The sequence below is a fragment of the Methylobacterium sp. FF17 genome, assembly GCF_025813715.1.
Classification (GTDB): domain Bacteria; phylum Pseudomonadota; class Alphaproteobacteria; order Rhizobiales; family Beijerinckiaceae; genus Methylobacterium; species Methylobacterium flocculans.
Map to the genome: position 1 here is coordinate 1,587,285 of NZ_CP107532.1, position 13,733 is coordinate 1,601,017.

General features: G+C 75.0%; 7 protein-coding genes. 3 read left to right on the forward strand and 4 right to left on the reverse strand.

What is annotated here, in order from left to right:
• The first annotated feature begins 29 nt into the window (after positions 1-29).
• Positions 30-2,081 carry a glycosyltransferase gene (locus OF380_RS07335; protein WP_264050121.1) on the forward strand — a complete coding sequence of 684 codons (2,052 nt, stop codon included), beginning with the start codon at positions 30-32 and terminating at the stop codon, positions 2,079-2,081.
• Positions 2,078-2,932 (forward strand): hypothetical protein, encoded by an 855-nt coding sequence (locus tag OF380_RS07340; RefSeq protein WP_264050122.1) that lies wholly within the window; start codon positions 2,078-2,080, stop codon positions 2,930-2,932. Before OF380_RS07335 ends, OF380_RS07340 begins: the two co-directional genes overlap by 4 nt.
• Positions 2,933-2,939: 7 nt before the next feature.
• Here OF380_RS07340 and pbpC read toward each other — a convergent pair whose 3' ends face one another.
• Positions 2,940-4,994, reverse strand: a complete 2,055-nt coding sequence (gene pbpC / locus OF380_RS07345; protein ID WP_264050123.1) for a penicillin-binding protein 1C — start codon at positions 4,992-4,994, stop codon at positions 2,940-2,942.
• 445 nt (positions 4,995-5,439) lie between these two features.
• Entirely contained in the window at positions 5,440-10,812 is a 5,373-nt protein-coding gene (locus tag OF380_RS07350; RefSeq protein ID WP_264050124.1) for an alpha-2-macroglobulin family protein, read from the reverse strand.
• Between the two features lie 126 nt (positions 10,813-10,938).
• Here OF380_RS07350 and OF380_RS07355 point away from each other — a divergent pair, with 126 nt between their 5' ends.
• Positions 10,939-12,360, forward strand: coding sequence for a serine protease (locus tag OF380_RS07355; protein ID WP_318784525.1), 1,422 nt, complete (start codon positions 10,939-10,941; stop codon positions 12,358-12,360).
• Positions 12,361-12,365: 5 nt separating this feature from the next.
• Here the strand turns inward: OF380_RS07355 and OF380_RS07360 are convergent, their stop codons facing one another.
• Together OF380_RS07360 and OF380_RS07365 are read right to left on the reverse strand one after the other, a co-directional pair.
• Positions 12,366-12,521, reverse strand: a complete 156-nt coding sequence (locus OF380_RS07360; protein WP_264050125.1) for a DUF3309 domain-containing protein — start codon at positions 12,519-12,521, stop codon at positions 12,366-12,368.
• A 138-nt stretch (positions 12,522-12,659) separates the two neighbouring features.
• Positions 12,660-13,694, reverse strand: coding sequence for a cysteine synthase A (locus tag OF380_RS07365; protein ID WP_264050126.1), 1,035 nt, complete (start codon positions 13,692-13,694; stop codon positions 12,660-12,662).
• Positions 13,695-13,733: the final 39 nt, after the last annotated feature.

Sequence of the window (13,733 nt, forward strand, 5' to 3'; positions counted from 1 at the left end):
CATGAACTACCTGCCATGAGCCAGCTGCCATGATGGCCGCCCCCGACATCCTCGACGCTCCCTCCGGCCGCAAAGCGGCCCTGGTCGAGGCTGCGCTGATCTGGAACGCGCTGTTCCTCAACGATGTCCGCATCGCGTTCCGCCCGGAGGCCGAGCCGGCGGTCTCCGTCGTGATGGTCGCGCGCGGCGCGCGCCACCTCCTCGCCTGGACCCTGACCAAGCTCGCCGCGCAGCAGGCCTTCGCGGGCGCGACCTTCGAGCTGATCCTGGTCGACAACGCCTCCGACCCGGAGACCGCGACGCTGTTCGACCGGATCGACGGGGCGCGCATCCTGCGCAACGCGGAGAATGCGGGCTTCGGCCCGGCCTGCAACCAGGGCGCGGCCGAGGCGCGCGGGCGCCACATCCTGTTCCTCAACCCCGACGTGGACCTGATGCCCGGGGCGCTCGGCGCCCTGGTGGCGCCCTTCGCGGAGGCGGATGTCGGGATCGCGGGCGCGCGCCTCGTGTTTCCCGGCGGCATCCTGCAGGAGGCGGGCGCCGGCTTCCAGGACGACCCGCAGCTCACCCATCCCCACGGCCGGGGCGGGCTCGACCCCTTCGCGCCGGAAGCCTCCTACGCCCGCGACGTCGGCTACGTCTCCGGGGCGGTGCTGATGATCGAGGCCGGGCTGTTCCGGGACCTCGGCGGCTTCGACGACCTCTTCGCGCCGGCCTATTTCGAGGATACCGACCTCTGCCTGCGCTGCCAGCAGGCCGGGCGGCGGGTGGTCTACCAGCCCCGCGCCCTCGCGATCCACGTGGAGAACGCCACCAGCGTCCGGCGCGCCGACGTGGAGGTGCTGCTCGACCGCAACCGGGCGCGCTTCCGCGAGCGGCACGGGGCGTGGCTGTTCGCGCAGGGGCCGGCGCGCACGGGGTTCGCCCCCCGCGACGACGCCCCCTTCGCGCTGCGGGTGCTCTACGTGGACGACCGCGCGCCGCACCAGGACCTCGGCGCGGGGCTGCCGCGCGCCAACACGATCCTCAACGCCATGGCGGAGCTCGGCTACGCGGTGACGCTCTGCTCCGTCTACGGCGAGCGCGAGGAGCCGGCGGCCACCTACCGCGACCTCTCGAGCCGGATCGAGGTGGTCGAACCCTGCGGGCGGGAGGGGTTCCGCCGCCTCGTCACCGAGCGGGCCGGGTTCTACGACGTGCTCTGGGTCAGCCGCCCGCCGCATATCCGCATGGTCTGCGAGGTGCTGCGCGACCTCGGCCTGAGCCCCCGCGACGTGGGCCGCTCCCGCGTGGTGTTCGATTCGGAATCCCTCTGGGGCCTGCGCGACTTCGTGGTCGACGCCCTGACGGGCCGGCCGGCGCCGGGGCCGGCCCTCGCCCGGGCGACCGCGCCGGAAGTGGAACTGGTGGCAGGAGCGGACCACGTGGTCTGCGTCTCGCAGGCCGATGCCCGCCTGCTGCGCCGGGCCGGGGTGGCGGACCCCGTGGTGCTCGGCCACGTCCAGGCCGTCCAGGCCGACCCGCCGGGCTTCCGGAGCCGCCGGGGCTTCGTCTTCATCGGCTCGCTCGCCCGCGAGGGGGAGCCCAACATCGATTCCCTCGACTGGTTCTTCGAGGAGGCCTGGGAGGCCTTGCGCGCCGCCCTGCCCGACGCGCACCTGACCGTGATCGGCACGGTCGCGCCCTCCATCGCCGAGCGGCTGGCCCGGCCCGGCGTCTCGGTGCTCGGCCGGGTGGACGACGTCGGGCCCGCCCTCGACGGCGCCCGCGTCGCCCTCGCCCCGACGCGCTTCGCCGCCGGCATCCCGCACAAGGTGCTCGAGACCGTCACGCGGGGCGTGCCGGGCGTGGTCACGCCGATCCTGGCCGGGCAGATGGGCTGGCCCGACGGCACCGGCTACCGGATCCATGATTGGCGCGACCCGCACGGCTTCGCGCAGGCCCTGGCAGGGCTCCACGCGGACGAGGCAGCCTGGACGCGGGTGCAGCGTGCCGGCCTCGCCGCGGTCGCCCGCGAATGCGACGCGGACGCCTACCGCGCGGTCCTGCGCGGGCTCTGCGAGGCCCCGATGTTCTCATGACGAACCCGCTCCTCACCCGGGCCGTGCGCCTGGCCAGCTCCGCCTATCGCCGGCTCACCCTCGGCCGCGTGCCCCGCCTGTTCGATGCCGCCTATTACGAGGCGGCCGAGCCGGAGGTGGCCCGCTCGGGGCTCGATCCGTTCCTGCACTATGTCCGGCGCGGGGCGGCGCAGGGCCGCGACCCGAGCGCCGATTTCGACACCGCCTTCTACCGGCGCCAGAGCGGCCCGACCCGCCTCGACCCGGTACGCCACTACCTGCGGGTGGGGGCCAGGGCCGGGCTCGACCCCCATCCCGGGTTCAGCACCCGGATGTATCTCGCCCGCTACCCGGATATCGGTGTCGCCGGGGTGAACCCGCTGCTGCATTACCGCGTGGACGGGCGGGCGGAGGGCCGGATCGCGGTTCCCTCCAGCGCCGAACCGGCGGAATGGGTGCCCCTGCAGGGGGTGCGCGAGGCCCATCGCTGGGCCTGCCCGGCGGAGGGCTCCACCCGCTTCGGCCTGACCCTGCGGCGCGACGTGTCCGTGGCCGCCTGCCCGACCCACGTGCCCCGGCTCTGTCTCCTCCTCGCCCTCGACGGCGGCGAGATCGAGGCCCTGGTCCGGGCCTTCGCGACCTTCCCCGAGATGGCCGCCGACGCCGTCACCCTGGCGATCGACGCGGGCCTTCGCCCGCACCCGCCCCGTCCGACCCTGGTGCTCGCCCTGGAGCAGTGCTTCCACGGGCCCGGCCCCGACGGCACGGTGCTGCTGCGCTACGCCGAGGCGCGGATCTGGGACGTGCTGCCCGAGCGCCCGCACGTGCTGCACATCGCTCCGGCGGGCGAACTCGCACTGCGGACGGCCTGAAGCGCCCTCACTCGATCCGCACCCGGACGCTGTCGCTGGCGCCCGTCGCGTCCATCACGGAGATGCGGGCGAAGCCGGCCCCTTCCGGCGCCCAGGCCGATTGCCGGCGGGGGCTGTCGGCCACCGGCAGGCCGTCCACCATCCAGGTCAGGGGCGGCACGCCGCCGAGCGCCTTGAGGGCGAGGCTCGCGGCGGGCACCGGCTCCGCGTCCGAGAGGCCGAGATCGATGCGGGCGCCGTCCGGCGGGTAGGCGATCCGCAGGGGGGCCCCGAGCGCCGCCGACAGGGTCTTCGGAATGTCGCGGCGGATGTGGCGCAAGGGGGGCGGCAGGCCGGCGGTGGTGGTCACCAGCGCCTCGCGGGGCATCGGCACGGGGTCGGGCTCGCCCCCGAAGCGCGCGAAGGCGTCGAACAGGATGGGGGCGGCGACCACCCGGCCGACGAGGCCCGGCACCGCGTTGCCGTCCGGCCGCCCGACCCAGACCGCGATTGTGACGCGCCGGTCGAACCCTACCGCCAGGGCGTCCCGGTAGCCGTAGGAGGTGCCGGTCTTGTAGGCGATCCGGCCGGCGAGGGCGTTGTCCGGCGGGGGCGCGCCCCGCAGGGTGTCGGCGACGTACCAGGCGGCGACGGCCTCCGTGACGCGGGCCTCCGGCGCGGCCCCGGGCTGCGGCCCGTCACCGATGCGACGCGTCAGGCTCGGCACGAGCCCCTGCCGGGCCAGCCCCGCGAACAGGCGGGCGAGGTCGGTGAGCGTGATGCCGAGGCCGCCGAGCGCCACCGGCAGGCCCGGGGCGGTGTCGCGGGGCAGGTCGATGCGCGCGCCCGCCGCCCGCAGGCGCGCGATGAAGCGGGCCGCTCCCACCGACTCCAGCAGGTCCACCGCCGGCACGTTGAGCGAGAGCTGCAGCGCGCGCCGCGCCGTCACCGTGCCCTGGTAGCCGAGGTCGAAGTTCTCGGGCGCGTAGCCGGGGAAGCGCACTGGCCGGTCGTCGAGCTGGGTCTCGGGATGGGCGAGCCCCGTCTCGAAGGCCAGCGCGTAGATGAAGGGCTTGAGCGCGGAGCCCGGCGAGCGGATCGCGCCGGTCATGTCGATGGCCCCCGCGCGGGTCGCATCGAGGTAGCCGGGGCTGCCGACCTGGGCCAGGACCGCGCCGGTGCGGTTGTCGAGCGCCAGGATCGCCGCCGAGATGCCGGGCCCCAGCGCGGCGGCGCGCTCCGTGGCCAGGGCCTCCAGGCTCGCCTGCAGGCGCCCGTCGAGGGTGAGGCGGATGACCTGCGCGGTCGGGTCGGCGGCGTGTGCGGCCTCGGCCGCATGGGCGGCCAGCATCGGGAAGGGCTTTCGCCGGGTCGGCACCGGCTCGGCGCGGGCGGCCTCGGCCTCCGCCGCCGTGATCACGCCCTGCGCCGCCGCGATGGCGAGGACCCGGTCGCGGGCGCGCCGTGCCGCCTGGGGGAAGCGGTCCGGACGCCGCGCCTCGGGCGCCTGCGGCAGGGCGACGAGGAGCGCGCTCTCGGCGAAGGAGAGCCGGGCGGGTTCGCGCCCGAAATAGGCGAGGCTCGCCGCCCGCACCCCCTCCACCGGGCCGCCATAGGGCGCGAGGGCGAGGTAGAGGTCGAGCACCCCGTCCTTGCCAAGGCGCCGCTCCAGCTGCACCGCCCGCACCATCTGGCGCAGCTTGGCGGCGAGCGAGCGCTCGGCCCGGGGCTCCACGAGGCGGGCCACCTGCATCGACAGGGTCGAGCCGCCCGACACGATGCGCCCGGCCGCCAGCCATTGCCCGGCGGCCCGCAGGCTGGCGGCCGGGTCGATGCCCGGATGATCGGCAAAGCGCCGGTCCTCGTAGGCCGTGAGCATGGCGCGGAAGCGCGGATCGACCTGGGCGCCCGCGACCGGCAGGCGCCAGCGCCCGTCGGCGGTGGCGAAGGGGCGCAGCAGCCGCGCCTCCCGGTCTAGCACCACGGTGGAGCGGAGCCCGGCCTGGGTCAGGTCGAGGGGCGGGAGGGTCGCGACGAAGCGCCAGAGGGCGAAGCCACCGAGACCGACGACCGCCAGCGCCACGAACGTGAGGCGCCGAAGACCGTCCCCGCCTCGGTGGCGTATCGGACGTCCCGTTTCCGGACCGGAGTGGTCTCGCGTGCAGGATCGCGTGCCGGCGGCATCCGAGCGTGGACGTGAAGCACCACCGAGCTCCCTTTCCTGCAAGGAGAGGGCTGGGGTGAGGTGTGGTCCATCTCCGGAGAAGCCACGCACCTCACCCTGTCCCTCTCCGTCCAGGCAGGGCGATGGCGGAGACGGATCCGCTGGTTGAAACCCGCCTTTCAGCACCCCGTCATCCCGGGGCCGCGCAGCGGCACCCGGGCATGACGGCGTGGTGATATCTGCGATCACCGTGCCTTCCGGGAGAGGGGACCCGCGGGTCCTGCGATGCGTGCGAAGCCGATACCTCACGGTGGAGGGCGGGGCGATGCGCACCTCAGCCACGGCCCACCGCCTCCGCACGGGCCTACTTCGCGCTCACCGTCATCGCGCCGAACCCCGTGCGCCCGAACCGCTCCGGCCGGTACATGTCCTCGATGGTGGCGGCCGGGTGGACGTAGGTGCCGGGCGAGACCGCTCGCACGGTGTAGGCCACCCGGAAGAAGGCCGATTGCTCGGGGCTGCGCTCGTAGGCCGCCACGAAGCGGTCGTCGCGGAACTCCGTATGGACCGGGGCCACGTCCGACTTGGCGAAGGCCAGCCCCGTGAGCGCGTCGGCGTCGAGGAGCTTCGGGTTGTCGATCTCCAGGCCGGCGGGCAGGCGGTCCACGAGGAGGAGACGGCCGGCGCTGGCCTTGGCTTCCGTCACGGTGAGCACCACCACGAGGCGGTCGTTCTGGCGGATCCCCTGCGCGAGGTCGACCGGCGAGCCGTCGAGGCGGTGATAGCGCCGCTCGATCGTGTAGCCCCGGGCCTCCGCCGGCTCCGGCGCGATGGGGTTGCCGCTCACGCTGACCACCGCCTGCACGGGCTGGGCGCCGGCATTCGCGAGCGTCACCGGCCGGTCCGCGAGGGCGGCGGCGCGGTAGCTGCGGGCCAGGGCGCCTTGCTCCGGCTTGCCGTCGAGGGTGAAGCGCAGGGCGTCGGATTCGGCGCTCAACCCCTCGGCGGCGAGCACCATCCAGGCGTCCTCCTGGGTGCTGGTCGGCCGTCCGGCGGCGCGCTCGGCCGCGATGAGGGCGGCGAGCGGCTGTACGCTGTCGCGGGCGAGCCCGGTCTCGGCGGCGAGGGCCAGGAGGCCGGCCCCGTCGCGCAGGCGCGAGCCGTAATCCGCCCGGTAGGCCGGCGTGGTGGAGGCCGCCTCCCGGAAGCCCGCCATCGCGGAGGCGAAGGCCTTCGCCGCCCGGCCCCGGTCGCCGAGCAGGGCGAGGGCCGCCGCGATCTGCCCGCGCGCCAGCGGGGTCGCGAAGGCCGCGAGCTTGGTGTCGGCGAGGTAGCGCAGGTCGCCCATCACCGGGCGGCCGTTGCGGGCCAGCACATAGGCCGCGTAGGCGATGTCCATGCCGCCCTCCCCGACCTCGGTGGTGTTGGCCACCGCGTTGCGCAGGCGGTCGAGGGCGCTGGCGAAGGCGGTCTGGGGCACGGCGAACCCGCGCTCGCGGGCGCGGGTGAGGAAATCGGCCACGTAGGCGTTGAGCCAGGTGTCGCTCTGCCCGTCCGTGGACCAGAGGCCGAAATCGCCGGCCGAATTCTGGCGGGCGAGCACGCGCTCGATGGCCTGGCGCACGCGCTCGTCGGGCTTCTCGTCGAGGCCGAGCGCGTCGAGCCCCGACTTACCGAATCCGGGCTGACCGCGCGCCGCGAGGCGGTCGACGTAGAGGAGCGGCAGCGCCCGGCTGACCGTCTGCTCGGTGCAGCCGTAGGGGTAGCGGTCCAGCGCCTGGAGCAGGGCCGGCACGTCGATGCCGGCCAGATTCGAGGCGGAGAGCGAGACCGTGCCGGTGCCGGGCAGGATGTCGGCCAGGAGTTCGCCCGACAGCGTCAGGCCGGCGCCGGGCTCGAGGGTCTGCACGGAGCGGCGCGCCAGAGCGCCGGTGCCGGGCGCGATGGTCAGGGCGAAGCTCTGGCCGACGCCCTCGGGCAGGCCGGGTCCGCTCAGGGTCAGGTCGATCCGCGTCGGGCCCGGCCCGGCGGCGGTGATGGGGATGACGAGGGAGCCCTTGGCGCCCGCCTCCAGCCGCAGGGTCCTGTGCACGGCCTCGGCGCCGACGAGGACCGGCCCCTTGAGGTCGAGGTCCACCGTGTAGTCGCCGGCCTGCCCCTCGACGTTGTCGATGGCGACGTGGAAGCGCGAGCGGTCCCCGACATTGAGGAAGCGCGGCAGGGTGCCGGTCAGCACCACGGGATCGCGGATGACCACGTCCGCCTGGGCCGCGCCCACCTTCGCCCGGCTCCAGGCGGTGACCATGACCCGCCCCGTGCCGTTGAAGGCCGGAAGCGGGAAGCTCACGCTGGCCCGGCCGTCCGGCCCGACCGTGACCGGTCCCGAATAGAGCGCCAGCGGCGCCTGGGTCGGGGGCGAATCGGCAAGCTCCGCCGCGCCCCCGTCGCCGCCGGAGCGGATGGCCCCGAGCGTGCCCTGCATCCCGTCGATGAGGTATCCGTAGAGGTCGCGGATCTCGGGGCCGAGCGCCTTCTGCCCGAAGAAGTAGCCGAAGGGGTTCGGCGCCTCGTAGCGGGTGAGATTGAGGATGCCGACATCCACCAGCGCCACGCTGACCCGCGCCTCCTCGCCGGAGGTCAGGCCGGCGAGGCGGATCGGCAGGGTCAGGGTCTCGCGCGGGCGGACCTTGGCCGGCGCCTCCAGCGTCACGCCGAGGGTGCGGCTGTCCCGGTCGATGCCGAACCAGGCGAGCCCGAGGGCGCGGCCGGGCAAGCGCTTGGCGGCCTGGTCGAGGGGCCGGTAGGCGGTGGCCACGAGGTAGGCGCCCGAGCCCCATTCCGCCTTGACGGGGATCTCCACGGTGGTGCCGGCCGCCGGCACGTCCACGGTGAGCAGGGTGTGCAGCTTGTCGCTGACCACGGCGAGCGTCGCCTGCCCCTTGAAGCGCGGTTGCAGGCGGGCCCGCAGGGTCTCGCCGGCGGCGTAGGCCCCCTTGTCGAGGCGCAGGTCCAGCAGGTCCGGCACGTCCGCCGTCTCGGCTCCGCCCCAGCCCACCGTGAAGGTCACGCTCGCGCTGGCGGCCGGGCGGCCGGGCAGGCTCGCCTCCAGCCGGTAGGTGCCGTAGCTCACCGTGGCGCTGACGCGGCCGGGGGCCTCGGGGGTGAGGTCGAGGCGGCCGTCGGCGACCCGGCGGGTGCTCGTCACCGGCTCGAAGGACCAGCGCCCGCCCTCGCGGTACCATTGATAGGTCTTCTCGACGCGCTGGAGCGTCCAGCCGACGCCCCCTTGCGCGAGGCGCTGCCCGTCGGGGGCCGCCATCACCACGTCGAAGCCGGCCACGCCGCCCTCCGTGAGGTCGCCGGCAAAGCCCTTGCGGATGGCGAGCACGGGGGCGTCCGGCAGGATCGGCAGGGTGAGGCTGCGGCTGAGCGCCCGCCCGCCGGGTTCGCCGACCTGCAGGGTGATCTTCGCTTCGGTGGGGCGCGGCGCGCTGAGGGCCTGAACCGGCACCACGAGCCTGGCCTTGCCGGCCGCATCGGTGGTGGCCCGGGCCTCGATCTCCGTCGAGGAGGCCTCCACGCGCTCGTCGTCGAGGCCGATGGAGAAGCCCTCCAGGCCCTTGATGCCGCTGCCGGCGGCCTGCTGCACCAGCACGGTCCCGGAGACCTCCAGCCCGGCGCCCGGCGCGCCGTAAAGGTAGCGCGCGGCGACGTCGATCGTGGCGGGCGCGCCCTTCGTCAGCGTCGGCGCGGCGCTCGACAGGGTGACGTCGAGGCGCTCGGGGACGTAATCCTCCACGAGGAAGCTCGCCTCGCCGATGGCGGGGGCCTTCGGGTCGGTATGGGCCGCGACGCGCCAGGTGCCGTGGGGGGCGCCCGGCATCAGGGGCAGCGCGAGGGCGCGCCCGCCGAGCCCCGCATCGGGGACCTGCGCCCGGCGGTACTCGACGCCGTCGGGGCGCCGGACCACGAGGGTGAGCGGCACATCCGGCACCGCGATCCCGGCCGCGTCGCGGACCAGACCCGTGAGGTTCACGGTCTCGCCCGAACGGTAGACCCCGCGCTCGGGGAACAGGTAGGCCTCCACGGCGCCGGGCTGGGGCCGGCCCTTCACGCCGCGATCGGTGAGGTCGAAGGCCGACTGGTTGAGGTCGAGGAAGCCGTAATCGTCGCCCGCCTGCGCCACCACGAGGCCGGGGGCCGCCCCGCCCTCCCCGCGCGCGAGGCCGGGCGCGAAGGCGACGTGACCCTGGCGGTCCGTCCTGGCGGTCGCCAGCACCTCGTTGTTGCGCGCCACCAGCCGGATCTCGGCGCCGCTCACCACCTCGGCCGAGGCGAGCGACCGGGCGAAGACGTGGACCCCGTCGCGGCCCTTGAAGGCGGTGAGCCCGAGGTCCGAGACCACGAACCATTGCGTGGCCCGGGCCTCGTAGCCGCCCTCCTCGTCCGGGGATGCGGGGGCGCCACCGGGCTGGGCCATCATGATGTAGAGGCCGGGCTCCAGCTTGCCCACGGCCTGGAGCACGGGGAAGGCGGTCACCGCCTCCTGGTTCAGCTCGGCCTTGGCCGTCTCGAGCACGCCCTTCCAGACGCGGATGCCCTTCTGGTCCGCGAGGGTGCGGGCGGTGGCGCCGTTGAGCTGGGACAGGAACTCCTCGCTGCGCAGGGCCGGCAGCAGCCCCCGGTCGCCGACGCGCAGGACCTCCACGTCGAGCTGGGCCGCGTTCACCGAGACGAGGGGCACGCCGGCCTGTCCGGTGCGGGGCAGGACGTAGTTGCGGCCCGTGAAGCGCACCTGGGGGGAGCGGTCGCGGACATAGACCTCGTAATCGGCGGCCTTGAGGAGGGTCTCCCCGGCGGCGGACGGCAGCCCGGAGCGCACCACGAAGGCGTAGCGCTCCCCGTGCTTCAGGCCGTCGACGCAGACCTGCTGGCCGCTGGCCGTGACGGCGGCGTTGGCCGCGCCCGAGACCGCGATGAAGGGCGTGAAGTCGGTCCGGGCCGCGACCCCTTCCGAGAACTGGAAGCAGAGGCGCGGCGCGGCGGCATCGGAATCGACGGTGTAGTTGAGGATGCGGAAGCCGTGCTCGGCGCGCAGGGACTCGTAGGTTTCGCGGACTTCCGCGTCGTCGGAGAGCGCGAGGCTGGCACGGTAGGCCTCCAGCGCCGGGCGCCATTCGGATTCGGCGGCGTAGACCGCGCCGAGGCCGGCGAGCGCCCCCGCCTCGGCGGCGGCCCCGCTCGCCCGCAGGTAGCCCTGGTAGGCGGCGGCCCGCGCGTTGCGGCGCAGGCGAAGGCGGCCCGCATAGTCACCCGCCTGGCCGTCGTTGCCGACCGCGCTCGCCGCGCGGGCATAGGCGAGCCAGTTCGCGGGCTCGGCGGGCTCGGCCGCCACCGCGAGGGCGAGGGGCTTGAGGGCCTCGGCCGGCTTCTCGGCCGCGATCAGGGCCTCGCCCTCGGCCCGCGCCTTGGCGGCGGGTCTGGTGGCGGCCGCACCCGCCTCGCCCTTCAGGGCGGCTTCGAGGCGCACGCCGTCGCTGGCGAGATCCTCGCGCTGGAAGCTCTTCGGGGCCACAGCCGGATTGGCCTTGAGGGCGGCCTTCTGCGCGGCACGCGGGGGCGGTGTCTGGGCCCCGGCCGGCAGCGCCAGCAGCGCCGTGACGGCGAGGGCGTGCAGCACGCCGGTCCAGCGCGCGGCCGATCGGGGCAGGCGCCCGTGTCCGGTCGATCCCGACATGCTGTTCCCCCCGGCCGTCGCGTCGATATCGGCGGGACCGTAGCACTTCGCGCCTGCGCCGCAACGGCCTGGAAATCGGGGGCGGCCTCTGCCACACCGGGGCGGTTCTCGCGGGGGAGACGCAACATGGCGCGCAACGGGCGGATCATCCGGGCCGTGTCCGGGTTCGTGATGCTGGCGACGGCCGGCACCGCCCTGGCGCAGGCGCCCCCCGCCCTCCCCCGACCCGCCCCGGCCAAGCCCCCCGCGCCCGCGAAACCCGTCGATCCCGCCTTCGAGGCGGCGCGGACGGCGTTCGAGGCCCTGCCCGAATCCGAGCGCAAGGCGCTCCAGGACGCCCTGGTCTGGACCGGCGACTACAACAGCGTGATCAGCGGCACCTTCGCACGGCGCAGCTACGAGGCGCTGCAGGCCTATGCCGGGCGCCGGGGCGGGAGCGGGCTGCCCGACGCGGCCGGCCGCGCCGCCCTTCTGCGGGAGGGTGCGGCGGCCCGCACGGCCGCCCGCTTCACCGTGAAGCCGGACCCCGCCAGCGGCGTGGTGCTCGGCGTGCCCGAGCAGGTGCTGCCGAAGCGCACGCCCCAGCCGGGCGGCACCCGCTGGCAGAGCGGGGACGGGCGCATCACCCTGGAGACGAAATCCTATCCGCCCGGCGAGACCGAGCTGGAGGCGGTCTTCGCCCGCATCACGGCGCCGACCCCGGAGCGGCGGGTGACCTACAAGCTCCTGCGGCCGGACTTCCTCGTGGTCACGGCGGAGACCCAGGCGGGCAAGTCCTACATCCGCTACGCGGCCGGCGAGGCGGGCCTGCGCGGCATCACCCTCGGCTACGACAAGGCGCTCGCCGGGGAGGTCGACCGCCTCGCCATCGCCATCGCCAACAGCTTCGTGCCCTTCCCCGACGCGACCCCGGCCCCGGTCGCCGCGGCGGCCTCGGCCCCGAGCGCGCAGCCCCCGGCCCCGGCCCTGCCGACGCGCAGACTTGCGCCCATCGCCACCGGCCTCCTGGTAGCGCCCGGACGGGTGCTCACGAGTGCGGCGGCGCTCGCCGGCTGCCGGACGCCCCTCATCGCCGGCACGCCGGCGCGGGTTGGAGCGGGGGCGCGGGCGGACCTCGTGCTCCTGGAGACCGGGGCGCTCGCAGGCCATGCCCCGGTCCAGCCGGCGATCCGGACGGATGCGCCCGTCGAGGACGCGGCGATGCTGGCCTTGAGTGCGGATGCGGAAGGCGGCGTCGTGGCGGCTCCCGGGCAATCCGGAGCGGCGGGGGCGCGGCTCACGGCGCCGCTCCAGCCCGGGGCGGGGGGCGCCCCGGTCCTCGACCGTTCAGGCGCGCTCGCCGGCCTCGTCACGCTGTTTCCGGCCGCTCCCCGCCTCGTGGCGGGGGTGGTGCCGCCGGCGAGCTACGGGCTCGTCCCGGCCGCCGCCATCGCGGCGATCCTGGCGGAGGCGGGCGTGCGCACGCCCCCGCCGCAGCGGGCCGGCACCCTCGGCGCGGCCGTCGCATCCCTGTCGGGCGCGGTCGTCGCCGTGACGTGCCAGCCCTGAGACCGTCAGATCCGCCCGGTGACGAGCAGCACGATCAGGATGATGACGAGGAGACCGCCCAGACCGAAGCTCGGACCCCGGTAGGCGCCGCCGCCGAGGAAGTTGCCGCCGCCGAGCACGGCCAGGATCAGGATGATGAGGAGGATGGTGGTCAGGGTCATGGGTGGGAACTCCGTCGGGCGCCCAACCAAGATTGCTTGAGCTTGACCGTACAAACGTCGCGCGGGCGATTCCGTTCAACGGGCCGTGCGGCATAATCCCGGTGAATCGTGCTTTTCGTCCGGGCGCCCGCGCTCGGGTCAAGCCCGCCAGTCGGGCAACGGATCGGACGCCGCCCCGAGCCAGTCGGGGACGGGCAGGCCGCGCTCCGTCAGGAAGCCGGGGTTGAACAGCTTCGAGGCGTAGCGGGCCGCGCCGTCGCACAGGATCGTCACGATGGTGTGGCCGGGTCCGAGGTCCCGGGCCAGCCGGATCGCCCCGGCGACGTTGATGCCGGACGAGCCGCCCAGGCTCAGGCCCTCCTCGCGCATCAGCCCGAAGACGATGGCGAGCGCCTCCGCGTCCGGGATGCGATAGGCGTGGTCCGGCGCGAACCCCTCGAGGTTGCGGGTGATCCGGCCCTGGCCGATCCCTTCCGTGATGGAGGAGCCCTCCGCCTTGAGGGTGCCGGTGGTGTAATGCGCGTAGAGGGCGGAGCCCTCCGGGTCCGCGAGCCCGATCCGCACCGTCGGGTTGGCCGCGCGCAGGGCCTGCGCGGTGCCGGCGAGCGTGCCGCCGGTACCGGCGGCGCAGATGAAGCCGTCGACCGCACCGCCCGTGTCCCGGAGGATCTCCGGCCCCGTGGTCTCCACGTGGGCCCGACGGTTGGCGACGTTGTCGAACTGGTCCGCGAAGAAGGCCCCGCCCGGCTCGGTCCCGGCGAGATGCGTCGCCAGGCGGCGGGCGGCGTGGACGTAGTTGTTCGGGTTCGCGAAGGGGACCGCCGGCACCTCCACGAGGCGGGCGCCCGCGAGCCGCAGGGTCTCCTTCTTCTCCGCCGACTGGGTCTCCGGGATGACGATGACCGTGCGGTAGCCCCGCACCGCCGCCACCAGGGCCAGCCCGATGCCCGTGTTGCCCGCCGTTCCCTCCACGATGGTGCCGCCGGGGCGGATGGCGCCGCGGGCTTCCGCGTCGCGCACGATGGAGAGGGCCGCCCGGTCCTTCACCGACAGGCCGGGATTGAGGAACTCCGCCTTGCCGAGGATGGTGCAGCCGGTCTCCTGCGAGGCGCGCGCCAGGCGGATCAGCGGCGTGCCGCCGACCGCCGAGAGGAGGTCGGTGTGGACATTCATGCGGCGGCTCCGGAATCGGTGCGGCGGATCGCGGACGGC